Here is a 19,132-nt window from a genome sequence, read left to right as displayed (position 1 = left end):
GCGGTGTACCCCATGTTCGCGGTTGCCGTGTTGTCTGTGCTGATTGTGGGAATGGGCGCCTGGATTGTTTGGTTGATGACTGAAAAAGCAGCTTTGCTGAAGTTGTTGCATACAGACGAATTGACAGGTGTGAAGACCCGCAGAAGTTTCTTCGAGGCAGTGCGCAAGCGACACAATAAGAGTTCAAATGAAACAAAGAGGCGCCTGGTCTTTATCGACATGGACAGTTTGAAGATGTTGAATTCAGCGGGCGGGCATTACGCGGGTGACCAGGCTCTTCGAGAGATTGGCGCAGCCCTGAACAGCTTTTGTTTCAAAGGCGAGTACGTGGGGCGTTACGGTGGAGATGAGTTTCTTCTCATGCTGACGGATGATCCCTTGTCAGTAGAGCATCGCCTCACTGTCTTGAATCAAAGCCTCGAACCAAGCCATCGCTTTACATGGGCACATGCAAGTTTTCAACCTGATCAGGACATGGAAACCCAGGTCAATGCATTGTCACTTTCGGTGCTGACGCAGAAGAATGAGCAGACACGATTTTTTTCGGATTCGTTTTAATAGGGTATTACACGTTCATGAAATCCTTGCTGGCAAGCTTGTGCATTGTTTCAATCAGTCTGTTGGGTGTATCGGCCTGCGGTGGCGGTGGTGGATCGGGTGACGGAGTTTCAGATACCCCGGTCACGGTGAACAGTGTCACCGGATTCGTGGCCAAAGGCTCGCCCGTTCGCAATGCAACCATCCGAGCCACAAACGGTGCTGTCGAGACCACAACAACAAGCGACGCAAGTGGCCGATACACGCTGAACAATATCGCGCAGTTCAATTTTCCTTTGACGATTGTTGCGACCGATCCTGCACAGCCTGACCTGGAGCTGCAAACAATTGTATTGCAAGGCCAGCGCGTGGCAAACATCACACCCGCCACCACGGCCTTGTCCAAAGCCCTGGCACTTGGACAAACTACAGCGCCTGAAATTGTGCGCATTTCCCGCGTGCTGCAGAATGCGCTGGCCAATTATATTTTGGGCCCGGCGTCTGTGAACTTCTTTTCCGATGCAGGGTTTCGCCCCAACTCCACCGGCATTGATGAAATGTTTGACCTGGTCGACATTGATTTTGATGGCAATTCACTGGTGTTGACCAGCAAGCCCAACCCGGCCTTGCAGGTTATTGTTGACCCCGGGCAGACCAATGCGCCAGTGCTGGCAAGGCCCGCCGCCAATGCATTGGCAACACCCAGTGTGATTGCAACTTTGGTGAGCACTTTTGACAATGCCTTTCGCACGGGTAATTTGTCGGTGAATAACCTGCGCAATGTGTTGCATGACGATTTCCAGGACGATCTGGGTTTTCGAATCGACCACTTCGCACAGGTTTACAACAATCCCAGTCTTGTGAACGTGTCGGGCTTCGAAATTCTCCGTTGCTTCCCGGACACGTCCACCGTGTTTGACAGGTGCCAGATTCGACTCAGCTTTTCCAGGCCGCTTACCAGGTTCGCTGAAGACTTTGGAAACTCGAATTTCACGCAAGTGATTCGCCGCGAGTTTTATGATCTGGAGATTGAACGCCGGGGTGCACAAGTTAACCCTTTGAAATTTTCCGGTGGTTACCTGAATCCCTTTGCCGGCAAAGTGAAGCTGATTCAGCGCAATACCCAAACTGTAGGCGTCAATGGTTTTCCATTGCCCAACAGCGTGATTGAAAACGGTGTCTTCATTCAAGTGCCCGCCAGCCCACCCGGCCTGCCACCTGCAAGTTTTGGCGAATTGGCCAATTCAAACGTCAGGGCAGTGGATTTGGTTCGCAGCCCCCAGCCACTGGTGTCGAGTGTGTTGTTCAGTGTAAGTCGTGTTCAGGAAGGCCAATGTTCTGAAGGCACTTCCATTCTGGTTGTTCAGCCAGACCCACTTGGCGCAGGTGGGGAAGATTGCGGCAATGTCAGATTCGGTTCATTGTTCAATGGACTTGCCGCCAACTCCAAGGCGGGGGAAATTTTCATGGATGTGACCCAGGGGCTGGGACAAGCAAGTGTGGTCAACCGTTCCCGGCCCGTGAGAATTGATGCGCCGGTGGATGTGCCAGTTTCGGATTTTCCTGTGTTGCCTGCAGAGTCATTAGCCAATTTGAATACTTATGCGGCCACGCCCAATTTGCGCACGGTTGTAATTACCCTGGTCACTCCGCCTGGACGGCAATCGGCGTGTATTTCCTCCGGTCTGGAACCAGAACCCGTCTGTGTGTATGGTCAGCGTCGCCTTTCGCTTGCACCTGAGCAATTGGGGAAGGCCAATTCCTACCTGGTCAGTTCTGAAGACACATTCGGCAATGTGATTCAGCGGCGCTACACCTTTAGCAACCCCTGATTGAAAACAGGTTGAGAATAATTCAATCGTTTGATACATTTAAATCAATCGATTGAATTAATTTGGATTCCCCATGCTTCCAGACAAGCAACAGTCTGCCCGGCAAAAGCTGGTGCAGGCCGCCTTGGTAACCTTCGCCGAGAAGGGTTACGAAGGCGCATCAACACGCGAGATTGCCGAAAAGGCAGGCGCCAACATTTCCTCCATACGCTATTACTTTGGTGACAAGGCTGGCCTGTACCGTGCAGCCTATACCGAGCCCCTGTGCGGCACGCCCTTTGAGCAAGGCATACCGAACTTCAACTGCACGGATGTGGATACGGCATTGAAGCAACTGTTTCGGGATTTTCTGGAGCCGCTGAAGCACGGTGAAACATTTCGCCTGGTGATGAAATTGCACTTTCGCGAAATGATTGAGCCTACCGGCGCCTGGGAGCATGAAATTGATGCGGAGATCAAACCGCAACACATGGCACTGGTCAACATGCTGACCGCCTATTTCGGCCTGGCCAAACCAGACCTGGACATTCAGCGCCTGGCCTTCGCCATGATGGGCATGGCCGTGAATTTTTACGTGGCGCAGGATGTGGTGGAAGTGATCTGCCCCAAGCTGATGGGAAGTGCCAAAGCCATTGATACCTTGTCTGAACGGCTGGCCGGGTATGCCCGTGCCATGCTCGACAGTGAAAGCAAACGACGCAGTCAGGAAAACAAACAATGAAGTTCGAACCCCGTTCCGTGAAGTATTCCGCAGCCTTGGTAATGGCCGCGCTGTTTTTAAATGCCTGTTCCCCAAGCCCGGAGGAAGAAGCCACCAAGGCTACTGAGAGCACCACTGCAGCAGAGCCCGCAGCACCCGGCAAGGCCAGCCTGTCTGTTGAACTGGCCGTGGTTGAAGAAAAGGCAGTGCCCTTGCAAATGTCTGTGAATGGCAGCCTTGCCGCCTGGCAGGAAGCAGTGATTGGTTCGCAACTGAACGGTGTGCGGATTGATTCCCTGCGTGCAGAAGTAGGCGATGTGGTCAAGAAAGGTCAAACCCTGGCGCTGTTCGATCAGGAAACGGTGAAAGCAGACCTGGCACAGGCCCGTGCCGGTGTGGCCGAAGCGCAAGCCCTGTACGAGCAGGCCAAGTTGAACGCAGACATGATTCGCGGCATTACCGAACAAGGTGCGGTCAGTGCCCAGGAACGCAACCAGGTCATTGCAGCTGAAAAGTCTGCACAGGCCCGCCTGATGTCGGCCAAGGCCCTGCAAACCCAGCAGGAAATCCGCTTGCGTAACACCACCGTATCGGCACCTGACAACGGCGTGATCAGCGCACGCACTGCCACCTTGGGCGCTGTACCCAACCCAGGGCAGGAACTGTTCAGGCTGGTTCGCCAGCAGCGCCTGGAATGGCAGGCGGAGGTGACCGCAGCGGAAATGGCCCGAATTCGCGAGGGCATGACGGTCAACGTATTCAGTGACAGCGCAGCCTTGAAAGGCACCGTGCGCACCATCAGCCCGGTGATCAATGCGCAGTCCAGGGTAGGCATGGTGTACGTCGATGTGAAGGATGCCTACTCACAGGGCTTGAAGCCCGGCATGTACCTGCGTGGCGAGTTTGACCTGGGTGAGCAGTCCGCTGTTGTGATTCCCCAAACTTCCATTGTTGAGCGTGATGGATTTACCTACGCATTCACGCTGGATGAAAAAACCAGCCAGGTGCAGCGCATCAAGCTGAAGGTGAACAAAGCCCAGGGAGAGTTCATCGAGGTGCTGGATGGCTTGAAGCCAGGCCAGAAAGTGGTGAAAAGCGGTGTGGCGTTCTTGGCGCACGGTGACTTTGTGAAGGTGGTTCAGTGAACGTTTCAACCTGGTCCATTAAAAACCCGATACCGGCGGTCATGCTGTTTTTCCTGCTGACCGTGGCAGGGCTGTTCAGTTTTTCCAGCATGAAGATTCAGCAGTTTCCGGACATCGAGCTGCCCACTGTGCTGGTCACAGCAAGCTTGCCCGGGGCTTCGCCTTCGCAGCTGGAAAACGATGTGGCGCGCAAAATCGAAAACTCGCTGGCCACCTTGCAGCAGTTGAAACACATCTACACCAAGATTCAGGACGGTGTGGTCAGCATCACGGTTGAATTCAACCTGGAAAAAGACACGCAGGAAGCGGTGGACGATGTGCGTTCTGCCGTGTCCCGCGTGCGTGCCGATTTGCCCACCGATCTTCGCGACCCGGTCATCAACAAGCTGGAATTGAGTGGTGCGCCAGTGCTGGCTTATACCATTGCATCCACCGCTTTTGATGAAGAAGGGCTGTCCTGGTACGTGGATGACACCATCACCAAAACTCTGTTGAACGTCAAAGGTGTGGGCGCGGTTAGCCGTGTCGGTGGTGTAACCCGCCAAGTGGTGGTTGAACTGGATCCGTTGAAAATGCAGGCCTTGGGCGTCAGCGCGCTGGATGTGTCACGCCAGTTGCGCAACACTCAGCTGGAAGCCGCCGGCGGGCGGGCAGACCTGGGTTTGGGTGAGCAGCCTTTGCGCACAATTGCCACCGTAGAAAACGCCAGCCAGCTGAACGACATTTCCATCACCCTGAGCAATGGTCGAAGGGTACAACTGCCTGAAATCGCCACCATTTCCGACACGGTGGCAGATCGCCGATCGGCAGCGCTGTTGAATGGCCAAGAGGTTGTAGGGTTCGAGATCACCCGCAGCAAAGGCGCCAGTGAAGTGGATGTGGGCAAGGGCGTGGCCGAGGCATTGGCCAATCTGAAAACCCAGCGGCCTGACCTCACCATTGTTGAAGCCTTCAACTTCGTGGAGCCAGTCGAAGACGATTTCGACAGCTCCATGAAAATGCTCTATGAAGGCGCTTTTCTGGCGGTGGTGGTGGTGTGGTTCTTTCTTCGCGACTGGCGGGCCACATTTGTATCGGCCGTGGCCTTGCCCCTGTCGGTGATTCCCGCTTTTGCCGGCATGTATTTTTTGGGGTTCAGCCTGAACGTGGTGTCGCTGCTGGCCATGTCGCTGGTGGTGGGTATTCTGGTGGACGACGCCATTGTAGAAGTGGAAAATATTGTTCGCCACTTGCGCATGGGCAAAAGCCCCTTGGATGCTGCGCGTGAAGCAGCAGATGAAATTGGCCTGGCCGTGATCGCCACCACATTCACCCTGATCGCCGTGTTTTTGCCGACCGCATTCATGAGTGGAATTGCAGGTAAATTTTTCAAGCAGTTTGGCTGGACAGCGGCTTTGGCCGTGTTCGCATCACTGGTGGTTGCGCGTATGCTGACCCCGATGATGGCTGCGTACATGTTGAAATCTGCCGGCCATGAAAGCGAGAAAAACGAGCCTGGAAAAATGATGGCCCGTTATCTGAATTGGGTGCGCTGGGCACTGGCCCACAGGTTGATTACCTGCATTGCTGCCGGCGCGTTTTTCGTGGGGTCGGTGATGTTGATTCCCCTGTTGCCCACGGGTTTCATTCCTCCGGATGATTTGTCACAAACCCAGGTTTACATCGAATTGCAACCGGGTAGCACCTTTGAGCAAACCCGAAAAGCTGCCGAGCGCGCGCGTGAACTGATCAGTGAAGTGAAGTACGTGCGCAGCGTGTACACCACCATTGGCGGTGGCGCTGCGGGCACTGATCCATTCGTGATGAGTGGGCAGGGCGAGGTGCGCAAAGCCACCTTGACCGTGTTGCTGGACCCGCGTGGTGAACGGGCCGTGCGCAAGCAGGTCACGGAAACCGAAATGCGCGAGGCCCTGAGCAACCTGCCCGGTGTGCGTTACAAAGTGGGTCTGGGTGCATCAGGTGAAAAATATGTGCTGGTGCTGTCGGGTGAAGACGGGGAGGCCTTGTCCAAGGCGGCATCCGAGGTAGAGCGCGATTTGCGCACCATACCTGGCCTGGGTTCGATTGCATCCAGCGCAGCCCTGGTTCGGCCGGAAGTGTGGATCAAACCCGACTTCGCCAAAGCGGCGGACCTGGGCGTGAGCACCGCAGCCATGGGTGAAACACTGCGCGTGGCCACCGTGGGCGATTACGATGCAGCATTGCCCAAACTGAACCTGTCACAACGGCAAGTGCCCATCGTGGTTCGCCTTGAAGACGAGGCCCGCAAAGACCTGTCCATTCTTGAAAGACTTGCAGTTCCTTCCAGCAAGCCGGAAGTGCCCAGCGTGCCCTTGAATCAGGTGGCTACTTTGGGCATCAACGCAGGCCCATCTGTGATTGACCGCTACGACCGCGCCCGCAACGTCAACTTTGAAATTGAATTGCAGGGCCAGCCTTTGGGTGATGTGGCGGCAGCGGTTCAGCAATTGCCCAGCATCAGGAACCTGCCACCTGGAGTTGCCCAGCGCAACATCGGCGACGCCGAAGTGATGGGTGAACTGTTCGCCAGCTTTGGCCTGGCCATGCTCACCGGCGTGCTGTGCATTTTCGTGGTGCTGGTGTTGCTGTTCAAGGATTTTCTGCAACCTGTCACCATTCTTGCCGCATTGCCTTTGAGTCTGGGTGGTGCATTTGTGGGCCTGTTGATTGCCGGAAAAAGTTTTTCAATGCCCTCGCTGATCGGCCTGATCATGCTCATGGGCATTGCCACCAAAAACTCGATCTTGCTGGTTGAATATGCCATTGTGGCGCGCAATGAAAAAGGGATGAGCCGGCTGGATGCAGTCATTGATGCCTGCCACAAGCGGGCACAGCCCATCATCATGACCACCATTGCCATGGCGGCCGGCATGTTGCCAATTGCCATCGGCACGGGCGACGCCGACACCAGTTTCCGCAGCCCCATGGCGATTGCGGTAATCGGTGGCTTGATGACATCCACATTCCTGAGCCTGTTGGTGATCCCCGTGGTGTACACCCTGATGGATGACTTTGAACATGGCTTGAAACGTCTTTTCCTGAACATGAAGAAATTGGGAGTTCGCAAAGCATGAAATCAACAGAACAGAAATTCAAGACCATTGAAGTGGATGGCAAGCAGCGTTATTACGAACCTGCGCCAAAGGGCATCAGCGCAGCCAATTTCCGCAAAGTGGTGGAAAGCAGAAGGTCGGTGCGCAAGTTCACCGACAAACCCATTCCGAAGGAAGTACTGGACGATTGCCTGGACATGGCACTGTTGGCCCCTTGCTCATCTGGCTTGCAGCCCTGGGACTTTTACGTGGTGAAAACACCCGCCAAGAAAGCAAAACTGGTGACAGCCTGTTTGGGGCAACTGGCCGCAAAAACCGCGCAGGAATTGATTGTGTGCGTGGCGCGAGTTGACCGCGTCAGCGAGTTTTCAAAGAAAATGATCAAGGAATGGCCCATGCCGGAAGTGCCCACGCTGGTGCGCCGGTATTACCAGCTGATTCCCTACAACTACGCGCCCGGCCCATTGAACAGTTTTGCAATGATGAAAAAAGCCGCCTCGAATGTGGGTGGTTTGATTGCACCCTTGCCGCGTGGTCCCTACACCCGCAGCGAAGTGGAATTGTGGGCTGCGAAAAGTGCGGCACTGGCCTGTGAAAACCTGGTGCTGGCATTTCGTGCGCACGGCTTTGACACCTGCATGATGGAAGGCTATGACGAGGCGCGGGTGCGCAAATTATTGAAGCTGAGTGATGATGCCTTCCCGATCATGGTGATCGGGGCAGGCGAGCGTGCAGACGATGGTGTGTTCTGGCCTCAAATCCGGTTTGAACGTGAACTGTTTGTTCACGAGATTTAAAGCCAGAACCTTACATGCGGTGGAGATTATTCCACCAGGTATTGCACCTTGGTGACCACACGGATTTTTTTCATGACCGTGTTTTCACCGCCGTATTCACCCAGTGGTGCGGAAATTGAAAACAGCCCTTGAGTGGCTGTTTTCAGCGCACCCACGGTAACACCGGAATCGCTTGCAAAAGTTTGTGCTGCTTCCTTGGCATTGTCGGTGGCAGCCTTCAGCATGCGTGGCTTGATGCTGTTCAGGTCGGTGAAGTAAAACTGCACAAAGCTGGATTCAAGCACAATGTTTTCGTTCAGGAACACGTCGGTTTTCAGCGTGGCTTGTTCAACGGCATCCACCTTGGGTGTTTCCACCACGATACCCCCTTGGGCACGCCAGCGTTTCGCCGGTTCAACCTGACCACCATTCGGGTTGATGTTCTCGTAAATGTTCATCGGCTGACGGCGAATGTCGGCCGCTTCAAAACCCATGGCCAACACAGTGGTCTCCAGTTTTTCCTGTTGCTTCACCCAGGCCTGGCTTGCAGCCTGGGGCGTTTCGCCATAAGCAGAAAATGCAAGGTTCCAGCTGGCCTTGTCAGACTTCACCACTTCTTCGGCCAGGCCTCGTACTTCAATGAACTGATCGTACTTGCGAAAATCTTTCACTGCGGTGGCCAGCAAAAAGCCGGCCACAACGACACCTGCTGACAGTATCACTGCGCCCAACAGGCCTATGCCACTTTGTTGTCGGGGTGAATACAGTGCACTTCTTGACATGAGTTTCTCCTGAAAATTGTTCTTAGCGAGATGAACGTTTCACTTTAAACGCGGTTGTCCATTCGTTGAACAAATATTTGAGGAAAGATCCGATCAGGCTCATGGATGGCTTGGCCTCAAGACCATCCGCCAGGCGGAAAATCTGTTGGTAGTACCAGGCCTGTGCACCCAGGACATTGATCAGTTTCAGCGGCAGTATCGGGCTGACGGGTGAGAAAATTCCCTTGTCGGCCAGCTTCAGCGTGTGCTCAAAACTTGCTGCCTTGTCAATCTTTCCGTTCATCAGTTGCTTCGGGGTATCAGGGTGTGTACACAAAGGGCGACCCAAGCCAATCACGTCGCACACGCCTTCGTTCAAGGCTTCCTGCATGGCGTCCCTGCTGCGGAACCCGCCTGTGACCATCAAGGGCATGGTGGCCACCTCGCGTATGGCGCGGGCGTAATTCAGGAAATAGGCTTCGCGTTTTTTCGTGCTTTCGCGTTGCACGGGTTGTTCGTCTTTCACGGAATCGGCTGCACCGGTGTGGCCCAGCAGGCGGGGTTGCTCATAGGTGCCACCGGAAATTTCAAGCAGGTCAACCTGCTCATCATTCAGCCACTTCACCACTTGCAGGCAGTCCTCGTGGGAAAAGCCACCTTTGCGGAAATCGTCCGAATTCAGCTTCACCGCCACTGGGAAATTTGCCCCCACCGCTTTGCGCACAGCACGCACTGCTTCCAGCAGGAAACGCGCGCGGTTTTCCAGGCTGCCACCCCATTTGTCGGTTCGCTGATTGGTAATGGGCGACAGGAAAGACGACAGCAGGTAGCCGTGCGCACCGTGTACCTGTACGCCAGTAAAACCTGCTTCCTTGGCAATACGCGCGACGCGTGCGAAGCGTTGAATCAGGTCCAGAATTTCATTCTCGAGCAGTGCGCGTGGTGCGGCATAGTTACCCAGCAACTCCAGTTGTACGGCGGAAGGACCTACCGGCTTGCTGGTGACGTAGCGGGGCGATTGTCGCCCGGCATGGGAAATCTGCATCCACAATTGGTTGCCGTTGCTGGTACCCGCCTTGGCCCAGGCGCGCAAGGCGTCCATGCCTTCCGGTTCGCCGTGCTCAGGGGCGGGATCAATTGACACATTGCCGGGCCGTTCCAGGCAGTAGCGGTCAATCAGCACATTGCCGGTGATCAGAATACCTGCACCGCCTTCCGCCCAGCGTTTGTAAAGTGTGGCATGGCGCTCTGTGGCTTGCAGCTTGGGGTTGGCCACGCCTTCGGTCATTGCAGCCTTGCAAAGGCGGTTGGGAATGGTCACGCCGCAGGGCAGTGTGAAAGGCTGGTTCAATTCAATGGTGTTCATTGTTGTTTATCCGATCCAAAGCAGGGAAAGTGACAGTGCGCCCGCGTAAAATACGGCAATGGCGAGTGCGCCCAGCACTTGTTGAAAATAAGGTTTGTTGCCCAGTGTGTTCCACATCCACAGCGCAGCCAGTGCAAGCAGCATCTCAGGGATCAGTGGGTAAATTGCAAAGCCTTGTACCTGCAGTACATGCTGCGCATGCCACAAGTCCATGGGGCGCGCTGCCCATTCCCAAATCAGGAAACCGCTAAGTGACAGCGCAGCCACCACCGGGTAGGGCTTGCGCGTGGCCATGGCCAGCCAGCACACTTGCCACAGCAGCATGATCCACAGGCCCATGAAATACAGGGGCACTGCACCGCCCAGGCGGGCAATGCCGTGGTCCGGAAAGTGAAGCGTGCCCATGCGTTCAACCAGCATCCAGTCTGCGCAGGGCAGGGCGATTGACAAGGGCAGCAGGAATTTCCACAGCTTCACCCATTCAGTGTGGCCGCGCCAATGGCCCACCAGCGGCAAGGCCATGTTGTAAGCCAGTGCAAAAACCACCAGCGCAATGCCCAGTGTATTGCCTTGCACATTCAGCGCCACGGGAATGGCAATCGAAAAAAATACGGCGTGAAACAACAGGGCGTCGCGAACGCCAGCCATTGCGGTTCGTGTGTTCATTGCGCAGCCCCTCGTATCAAGGCGTTCAGAATGTGGATGATTTCTTCACTCAGGGTGGGAATGTCGGGCGGGTTTTCAAGCGTTAGCCATTCGGCCAGCAGTTCATTGATTCCACCCACCAGGGCCACACTGACCAGGTGGTAATTGCGTTTGGGCAAATCGCCTTGCGCCACCAGGCTGCCCAAATAGGCTTCTATCAAACCGGCCATGTCGTGCACGGCTTCACGGCGGCGTATTTCCATTTGTGGGCTCACGCCAACCACTTCCAGTACGCCCACGCGTGCAAGGCGGCTGTCGGCCAGGTAATGATTCACCATCGCGCTGACCCCCAAGGGGATTTGCTGCGACAGGCTCAGCTTGGGCGCTGACATGGCCTGCAGCACGCCGGCACGCAGGTCTGCAATGATGTTGTCGTACAGCGCCCGCAGAAGGGCTTCCCGGCTGTCGAACAGCTGATAGAAATGCCGCGCGGTCACTTTGGCTTCACCGCACAAGGCCTCGATGGTGGTGCGTGCATAGCCCTGGCGGGAAAACAGTTCCAGCGCCGCTTCCAGAAGCCGTGCTTTGCGTTCAGCGGCACGCTGGTCAGCAGTGACGCCGCCATAGGCTCTTGTAGGGGTTTTAATCATTCTGTGTTCACTTTTGACAAGATTTCTTGTCCAAATTATAGTGAGCTTGTTTCCGAAAGCGCAACCACAGTTTCAGGGCTTCCACCATGTTCACACCTATCAGCCATTTCGACGACACCCGCAATACCTTGCGACCCATGCAACGTGTGGACAATGTGCGCGAAGCGGCCCGTGATTTTCGGCGCGATATGTTGGCCAAACCCAAAGTGCTTTTTTATAAAACATTCGAGTTGGTGCGTGTGCCGTACCCCAGCAAGTTTGCCTACCTGAATGCCTTTGGTTTGCCCACGCCCTTTGTGCATTTGTGCAACCGCCTGTTCGTAATCCAGTTCAGCAGCAGCGAAGGGGTCAAAACTTTGCTGGTGAGTCCCTCTGATTGGGAACACCAGCGGGCCACACCTTTTTTCGCGGAACTGGATGCCAAGGCGGGCCCCATGATTGGTGTTCTGGAAGCCCTGGTATTGAAAAAAACATCCACAGTGTTGCAGTGCCTGACCAGCATCGGTTTGCGCCCGGAAGACATTGATTACATCACCTACGACCACTTGCACACGCAAAATGTCAGCCGCTGGTTGGGGGCAAACGGGCGGTCCGCCGTGTTTCCGAATGCGAAGCTCTTGGTGATGCGTGAAGAATGGGAAAGTGCCCAGTCCCTGATTCCCTGGCAGAACCAGTGGTACTGCCCGCAGGGCACTCAAGGTATTGCACCGGAAAAACTGGAGTTGCTGGACAACAGCGTGTGGCTGGGTGATGGTGCGGTGGCTTTGGTGCGAACCAAGGGCCACACCGAAGGCAACCATTCCATTGTGGCGCACACCGATTCAGGTTTGCAGGTGACCAGTGAAAACGGGGTCAGCCTGGATGCCTATGAACCGAAGCATTCAGCCATACGTGGGCTGGCGGATTTTGCAAAACGCACGGGGGCCGAAGTGATCATCAACGGCAACACGCAGGAATACGTGGTGGATCAATACATTTCCATGATTCAGGAAAAGTCCATTGCCGGGCCCAACCCTTTAGATGAACGTTTTCCGAACATGGTGCCCTCTTCCGAGGCTCAGCCTTACTGGCTGTTTCCCGGTACTGCCCCTACATTGCGTACGGGCAACCTGGAGTTCGGGCAGCTTTCACTGCCCGTTCACTGACTACTTAGTCAGGCAATGTAGCTGCAGCAGTAGTCCACTGGCGTTTTCACTTTCAACTGGAATTTGGCATTGGCTGGCACTTCAAATGCCTGACCACCCTTGATGGCTTTCCAGCTTTCGCCGGGCAAACACACATCCATTTCACCTGCCAGAATTTCCATGATTTCTTTTTCGGCGGTGCCGAACTCATAGTCGCCGGGCAGCATCACGCCCAGTGTTTTCTTGGTGCCGTCGGCAAACAACACTGTGCGGCTGGTGACCTTGCCGTCGAAGTAGATGTTGGCTGCTTTCACTACGGAAACATTGTCGAATTGAGTCATTTGAAATCCCCTTGGATGTAAAAAATCGAGATGCTGAATGATGCCTTAAATACAGCCTGAATTGCAGGCTGGCCTGCATGCGGGTGACAGTACACAGCACCGATATGACCCCCCCTAAAAGAGGTGTTTTTGCTGTTTTATTGCAATTGTTTGCAAAAGTCTCAAGAAAATGTAAGTAAAAGCCTTACATATTCGGTATATTCGCTACCAACAAATGATTAATCTTTTTAGGTTAACCCAAAGCATCGCCTCGACTTCAATCAAGGAATACCCATGTCGGTCGGATCAAATCCACAAGTTGCATTGAATACAGTGCCACCAGTCCAGATTCCAGAGGTGATGGACAGTCTTCCGGGCATGGCCAGCACAGACCTGACGCTGGCCGCCACCTTCATTCCCGCAGACCTGCTGCAAAGCATCGCGGAACTGATTACTCGCATTGATTTGTCTCTGTATGGCATGAATAGTCAGTTTGATCCAGACAGTGCCTCGATTTTCAGGTCTGATTTTGCCGATATTTTCCAGCCTTCCACACCCATTCACTCCACCGCAGCCGTTGCTGAATCCTTTGTGTTTTTCAACGCTGAATTTGCTTGATCAAGGAAATCCACCATGAACTATGACCGCCCGGTAGTTGCCACCACAGCCAGTATTGAAGGCGAAGTGTTTGTCAAACGAGATGGTGTTGAGTTGCCCCTGAAAGAAGACACGGTGTTGCAAGCAGGCGATGTCATTCGAACCACGGGCAATTCAATGGCCTTGGTCAGCATTCCCGGCACTCAAAAGCAAACGCCTGCTTTTCTGGAAATTTCAAATGGTGGGGTTGCCACACTTGAGTTCGATCCGGCAGCAGGTGTCGCCGGCCAGGTGAATGTTGCTTCCAACAATGGAGAAGGCGCAGGCCTGGTGGCATTGGTCACCGAAGAGGGCGGCGAGAACCCTGCAGCCACACTGGACGGTGAAGAGCCAGCCGGCGAAATGAGTGGCTTGGTGGGCGTCGGGTTTCTGGGCGCCGCGGGTGGTATCGGCGCAGCACCGCTTGCGGGTGCCGTGGGTGCGGCTGCCATATTTGGTGGTCTGTCAGATGATGATTCTGAAACGGGTACGCCTGGCACCGGGTCAGGCGGTATTCCAGCGCAGGATGCGGGTGGGCTGTCGGAAACTGTGGCTGACCTGACAGACAACCTCAGCGATCTGACTGAACCTGTTCCCGTGGTCAGTGATGCAGTGGACGCCGTGGGCGAAGTGCTTGATTCCGTGCTGGTGGGTGACAACAACGGCGGGCTGGGTGGCATTTTGACTGGCGCGGGCGAAGGGCTTGCAAATGGTTTGGATGGCACACCGCTTGAGCCAGTGGGAAATGTACTGGACATGGTGCTGGGCACAGTGGGTGACGGATTGGGCATGGTGGCCGATCAGATCAGCAGCCTGGCCGACAACACACCATTGGACCCACTTGCGAACCTGCTGGGGGATGTGTTGGGTCAATCGGGCCCTAACACAGACGGTGGTGTGGGTGGTGTTGTGGGTACCCTGACCAATGTGACCGAAGGCCTTGCGCAATTGCTTCAACCAGTGCCCCTGTTGGGCGAGCTGACCGGTGCACTGGACAGTGTGGTGAATTCAATCTCCCTGGGCGACAACGACGGTGGTTTGGCAGGTGTGGTGACTGGTTTGGGTCAGGGGCTTGATTCCGGTTTGGCCGATACACCGTTGGCCTTGCTTGGAGACGGGGCTGATGCACTGCTGGGCACCTTGGGTGGCGCACTCGGTGGTTTGGGCGATGTTATTCAATCGGTGGGCACCGACACGCCACTGGCTGGAGTTACAGACCTGGCGGGCGAGCTGGTCGGCTCACTGGGTGGCGATGTGGATTTCTCACTGGCTGAAGTGCCCTTGCTGGGTGACCTCGTCGGTGGACTGACTGGCGGCTTGGGCGCATTGAATGATGGACTCGAATTGATCGAAGGCATTCCGCTTGTGGGCGATGTCGTCAGCGGTCTGACTTCTGCAATCGGTTCGGCGGCGGTGGGCGAAGGTGGTTTGCTGGGCGCGTTGACCAATTTCGGTGGTTTGAATAACGGTCAAGGATAATTGCAGGCCGGCATTGTCGGCGTGTGTACAGGCGGGGTTGTTGTCGTGGTTCGAAAAAAAAGATCACATCAGGAAGGTGTGATCATGATCCTCATGGTGTTTGCACTGCTAATGTCAGTGGGAGCCATGGGGGTTTTTTCAGTCGGCTTTGTGGCCTGGAAAAAAGGTCAGTTGCAAAATATCGCGGACATTGTGGCGCTGACTGCGGCCAAACAGATGGCCGATGGTCCTGAGTTTACAGAAGCGCTTGCGGTTGGGCGTTTGAATGGTTTGGAGCCTTCTGATGGCTTCAAGCTGGAGTGCCTTGTCGACGGTCAGCCCTCTGCGCAGTGCACGGAATCCATCTCGGTGCGCGTGACGGTGAGCCGGCGTGTTTCCGCCATTTTGCCTTTTCTGAAAGACGTCACCATTTCCGTGCTCGCCGAAGCAACCACCACACCCCGTGTGGTCGGTACAGTGGGATCCAATCTTCTCAATCTTGATACCCGTCAGTCTGCATTGTTGAATGGCTTGTTGTCGGCTTTAGGTGGCGGGCAGATCAACCTCAGTGCCCTCCAATACGGCACATTGCTGGGTAGCGACATCAACCTCGATTTGCTGGCCCTGAAAACATCGCTGGATGTGGCCAATCTGGATGAGCTGCTTGATCTGCGCATCAGCGCCCTGAATCTTCTGAACGAAGCGCTGATTGTGGGCAATGCCGATGAGGCCGAAAAAGCCATGGTGGGTGGCGTTCTGAAACTGTTAAAGCCACTGAACAAAGTCGATTTGAAACTTGGCGACCTGTTGGCTGTGAACCTGACCGGCCAGGGGCCAGGGCCTGTCATGGTGAACCTGGGCAGCCTGGCCCAGGTGGCGTTGCTGAAATCAGTGGAGGGGCAGAGCTATTCCCTGCCAATCAATGTCGGGCTGCTGAACCTGAGTGTGGACACCCAGATCTTGCAGGCGCCGCAAATTTTTGTAGGCGTCAAAAAACCTTTTCTGGATCCGATTGTGGAAGCCAACACTGCGCAAATCGGTTTGGCTGTTCGCATTCGTCAGGGCTTGAATTTGAATATTCTGCTGGTACAGCTGTCAGCACTCGACATGAGTTTGCAGTTGAAAGTAGCCGGTGGGTTGGTTGAGGTCAATGACATTCAGTGCCACATGCCCCGACAAGCCAACGAAGTCACCTTGACCGTGGTCCCGGCCGTGGCCGAGGTCTGCATTTCGAAAAGTGCGGCCAACCTGAAAACCAGCGTGGGTGGCTTGTCCTGCGGCGCACCCGCCACTGTGCTGGATGTGACCTTGTTGGGCTTGATTAAAGCAGGCGTTACGGCAAGTGCATCGGCCTCGTTACGAAATTATCCCGAAGAAATCGTGATGGGCGGACAGGCGCCCTACAGCGAGACTGTGCCCCTGAGCCTGAATCAAACCCTGGAGTCCTTGCTGGGCAATATCAAGCTGAAACTGGGGATTGATTTGCCCGTGGTTGGACCCTTGTTGACCGCAACGGTCAATGGTCTGGTGTCCACATTGCTTGCAGCCTTGGGGCCGGTGCTCAGCCCAATTCTGGGGGCAGTGGGTGCAATCCTCGATGGTTTGCTGCAAGTGCTGGGCGTGAACCTGAACGAAGTGACCGTGAATGTAGACCAGCTTGATTGCATGAATGCGACATTGACCCGATAGCTCTGCTGATCAGCCTCCCCCCCAAATGAGTTGGTTGGTTTTTTTATACTACAAAAGTTAGTAAAAACGCTGACAAATTGTAGGTAAAAACCTGACATATTGTGTATATTCCTAATCACAAAAGGTTAGCCCTTTGGTGCTAGCCGTCCCCAATTTCATTTCAGTCAGGAAAACCAATGTCGCAAGAACTTACCTCCGTGGGCATTCTCAAGACCCCATCTGTCGGCGTGACCGTTGAACGCATGGGCCAAACGTTGACGCTGGAACCCGATGCACCCGTGTTCTGGAACGACAAGATTGTCAACAACAGTACACAAACCGTGCAGATCGAGATGCCCGCTTTGCACCCTACGCATGGCGACACCTTGCTTGAGTTGGCTCCCGGTGCCTCGGCGCGGCTTGATTCTGCAATGTCGGACGTGGCTGATGCACCAGCCCGTACCGAGGTGGTTGCCTTGTCGGATGGTGTTGAGTTGTACGAAGTCAGCGATGACATCAACACAGCGTTTCTCACGCCACATGAGGGAGGCTTATCCGGCTTGGTTGGCGCTGGCTTGCTGGCAGCAGGAAGCGGTGCTGCCACAGGCGCTGCAATTGGTGGCGCATTGCTTGGTGCGGTTGCATTGAGCGACGATGGCGATGACACCGTAACAACCCTTCCAGTTGATCCCAATGACGGCGATGCTGATGCTGATGCCGATGCTGATGCTGATGCTGATGCTGATGCCGATGCCGATGCTGATGCCGATGCCGATGCCGATGCTGATGCTGATGCCGATGCCGATGCCGATGCCGATGCCGATGCCGATGCCGATGCCGATGCCGATGCTGATGCGGATGCGGATGCGGATGCCGATGCCGATGCTGATGCCGATGCTGATGCTGATGCTGATGCTGATGCTGATGCTGATGCTGATGCTGATGCCGATGCCGATGCCGATGCTGATGCCGATGCTGATGCCGACGCTGATGCCGACGCGGATGTGCCCGATCTGACTGGTTTGGCTGGTTTGCTTGACGATGTCAGCGATGCACTTGATTCATCCCTGGGTTCACTTCCCGTCTTGGGACCTGTTGTCAACGGATTGACTGATCTCTTGGGCAGTGGTCAGGGAGACTTGATTCCAGTACCTGGTGGATTGGCAGACGGACTGGGCTTCCTGGGCGACGCGATCAAGGATGGCTTGGCCGACATCCCTGTGCTTGGAAATGTCGGTGCACTGCTGGGTGGAGTTCTGGGTGGCTTGAGTAACCTGGCCAATGGTGATTCTGCAGGGACAGGCGTTAGCGCACTTTTGACCGATGTTGGAAACTCCCTTGAGTCAGCTACTGCGGGTGTACCCCTGCTGGAGCAGGTCGGCGATCTGGTCTCTGATCTGGTTGGAAGTGGCCAAGGCGAATTGCTCCCAACCCCGCTGGGGTTGGCGGATGTCACCGACAAACTGGGAGACCTGATTGGTGACAATGTACCTTCAGGCATTCCATTGATTTCAGAACTGGCTGACCTGCTGTCTGGTGCTTTGGGTGATGTGGCTGTGGTAGATGAAGTCGATCCTGCAGACCCTGTTGACCCAATGCCGCCGACAGGAGAATCCTCAGAATTGAATGGTCTGGCTGGTTTGGTGGCCGATGCGGCTGATGGATTGGATTCGGGATTAGGCTCCATTCCCGTTCTAGGTTCTGTGGTGACGGGCTTGACAGATTTACTGGGTAGCGGTGAAGGCAGTCTGATTCCCGTTCCCGGTGGTCTGGCAGACGGTTTGGGCTTGCTCGGCGACGGCATCAGCGATGCGGCGGCAGGTATTCCTGTGTTGAGTAATGTGGGCGAACTTTTGGGCGGCGTATTGGGCGGGCAGGAAATCGAGGTTCCAGGCAGTGAATCCGGTTCCGGCGTCAGCGGCTTGTTGGCAGATGTGTCCTCAACATTGAATTCAGCGACTGATGGGGTCCCCCTAATTGAGCAAGTGGGCGCAGTCGTGTCCGACATTGTCGGGACAGGCCAAGGCGAATTGCTCCCAACCCCGCTTGGGTTGGCGGACGTCACAGATCAACTTGGCAGCTTGATTGCGGACAATGTTCCTCAGGATATTCCAGTCGTTTCGGATGTGGCGGGCCTGCTTTCAGGTTTGTTGGGTCAAGTGCCCGGGCAGGCGGCGAACTCCGCTGTCGCATTCAGTGGTAGCGATCTCTCGATGGCTGCATCCCTGATATCAGGCGAGGAGTTCAGCAGCATTCTGGGACAAATCAACCAGATCGACGCGGCCTTGTTCGGCGTTACCGAACAGTTGCCAATCGATACCAATTCTGCCCAGATTTCAGACCTGTTTGACGTGGTTGGTGCTGCTCTGCCAATCAGTTCAACATCTGCGGTTTCTGATCCTGTGGTGGTTCAAAACGCAGACTTCTCTTGAATGAAAGG

Annotated in this window: 16 protein-coding genes; 11 read left to right on the top strand and 5 right to left on the bottom strand. The window is 55.1% G+C overall.

The genetic code is table 11. The annotated features are described in order from the left end of the window. Positions 1-12 precede the first annotated feature (12 nt). From RGQ30_RS11300 to RGQ30_RS11275, 6 genes are all read left to right on the top strand, one after another. A complete protein-coding gene (locus RGQ30_RS11300; RefSeq protein WP_130555816.1) occupies positions 13-558 on the top strand; it encodes a GGDEF domain-containing protein in 546 nt (181 codons plus the stop codon). A 17-nt stretch (positions 559-575) separates the two neighbouring features. Continuing rightward, complete coding sequence (locus tag RGQ30_RS11295) at positions 576-2,369, top strand: carboxypeptidase-like regulatory domain-containing protein (RefSeq protein WP_130555817.1); 1,794 nt, start codon at positions 576-578, stop codon at positions 2,367-2,369. A gap of 73 nt (positions 2,370-2,442) precedes the next feature. Next, positions 2,443-3,090, top strand: a complete 648-nt coding sequence (locus tag RGQ30_RS11290; protein ID WP_130555818.1) for a CerR family C-terminal domain-containing protein — start codon at positions 2,443-2,445, stop codon at positions 3,088-3,090. After that, positions 3,087-4,214: an efflux RND transporter periplasmic adaptor subunit gene (locus tag RGQ30_RS11285; RefSeq protein WP_130555819.1), complete on the top strand. Its 1,128-nt coding sequence runs from the start codon at positions 3,087-3,089 to the stop codon at positions 4,212-4,214. The genes RGQ30_RS11290 and RGQ30_RS11285 overlap by 4 nt, the downstream gene beginning before the upstream one ends. After that, positions 4,211-7,309, top strand: a complete 3,099-nt coding sequence (locus RGQ30_RS11280) for an efflux RND transporter permease subunit (RefSeq protein ID WP_130555820.1) — start codon at positions 4,211-4,213, stop codon at positions 7,307-7,309. Before RGQ30_RS11285 ends, RGQ30_RS11280 begins: the two co-directional genes overlap by 4 nt. After that, entirely contained in the window at positions 7,306-8,085 is a 780-nt protein-coding gene (locus tag RGQ30_RS11275) for a nitroreductase family protein (RefSeq protein WP_130555821.1), read from the top strand. The genes RGQ30_RS11280 and RGQ30_RS11275 overlap by 4 nt, the downstream gene beginning before the upstream one ends. Before the next feature lie 26 nt (positions 8,086-8,111). On the opposite strand, the gene RGQ30_RS11270 is transcribed toward RGQ30_RS11275, so the two are convergent. Genes RGQ30_RS11270 through RGQ30_RS11255 form a run of 4 tightly spaced genes read right to left on the bottom strand, consistent with a single transcriptional unit; the run spans position 8,112 to position 11,486 of the window. Further along, on the bottom strand, positions 8,112-8,846 hold the full coding sequence (locus RGQ30_RS11270) for an SIMPL domain-containing protein (RefSeq protein WP_130555822.1): 735 nt from the start codon (positions 8,844-8,846) through the stop codon (positions 8,112-8,114). Between the two features lie 22 nt (positions 8,847-8,868). Next, a complete protein-coding gene (locus tag RGQ30_RS11265) occupies positions 8,869-10,191 on the bottom strand; it encodes an NADH:flavin oxidoreductase/NADH oxidase family protein (protein ID WP_130555823.1) in 1,323 nt (440 codons plus the stop codon). A 6-nt stretch (positions 10,192-10,197) separates the two neighbouring features. Then, positions 10,198-10,857, bottom strand: coding sequence for a DUF6989 domain-containing protein (locus RGQ30_RS11260; protein ID WP_130555824.1), 660 nt, complete (start codon positions 10,855-10,857; stop codon positions 10,198-10,200). Next, positions 10,854-11,486 (bottom strand): TetR/AcrR family transcriptional regulator, encoded by a 633-nt coding sequence (locus tag RGQ30_RS11255; RefSeq protein ID WP_130555825.1) that lies wholly within the window; start codon positions 11,484-11,486, stop codon positions 10,854-10,856. Before RGQ30_RS11255 ends, RGQ30_RS11260 begins: the two co-directional genes overlap by 4 nt. Before the next feature lie 86 nt (positions 11,487-11,572). Between RGQ30_RS11255 and RGQ30_RS11250 the strand changes: the two genes are divergently transcribed. Next, complete coding sequence (locus tag RGQ30_RS11250; protein WP_130555826.1) at positions 11,573-12,631, top strand: MBL fold metallo-hydrolase; 1,059 nt, start codon at positions 11,573-11,575, stop codon at positions 12,629-12,631. Between the two features lie 8 nt (positions 12,632-12,639). On the opposite strand, the gene ppnP is transcribed toward RGQ30_RS11250, so the two are convergent. After that, positions 12,640-12,951, bottom strand: a complete 312-nt coding sequence (gene ppnP / locus RGQ30_RS11245; RefSeq protein WP_130555827.1) for a pyrimidine/purine nucleoside phosphorylase — start codon at positions 12,949-12,951, stop codon at positions 12,640-12,642. Between the two features lie 273 nt (positions 12,952-13,224). Between ppnP and RGQ30_RS11240 the strand changes: the two genes are divergently transcribed. From RGQ30_RS11240 to RGQ30_RS11225, 4 genes are all read left to right on the top strand, one after another. After that, complete coding sequence (locus RGQ30_RS11240; RefSeq protein ID WP_130555828.1) at positions 13,225-13,548, top strand: hypothetical protein; 324 nt, start codon at positions 13,225-13,227, stop codon at positions 13,546-13,548. A gap of 15 nt (positions 13,549-13,563) precedes the next feature. Beyond that, a complete protein-coding gene (locus RGQ30_RS11235; protein WP_130555829.1) occupies positions 13,564-15,045 on the top strand; it encodes a hypothetical protein in 1,482 nt (493 codons plus the stop codon). Positions 15,046-15,129: 84 nt separating this feature from the next. Beyond that, on the top strand, positions 15,130-16,713 hold the full coding sequence (locus RGQ30_RS11230) for a Tad domain-containing protein (RefSeq protein ID WP_130555830.1): 1,584 nt from the start codon (positions 15,130-15,132) through the stop codon (positions 16,711-16,713). A gap of 176 nt (positions 16,714-16,889) precedes the next feature. Continuing rightward, entirely contained in the window at positions 16,890-19,124 is a 2,235-nt protein-coding gene (locus RGQ30_RS11225; protein ID WP_338284420.1) for a hypothetical protein, read from the top strand. The last annotated feature ends 8 nt before the right edge of the window (positions 19,125-19,132 follow it).

This window comes from Limnobacter thiooxidans (genome assembly GCF_036323495.1).
Taxonomy (GTDB): domain Bacteria; phylum Pseudomonadota; class Gammaproteobacteria; order Burkholderiales; family Burkholderiaceae_B; genus Limnobacter; species Limnobacter thiooxidans.
The sequence above is the reverse complement of the archived record's forward strand: the minus strand, read 5'-3'. Positions and strand labels throughout refer to the sequence as shown.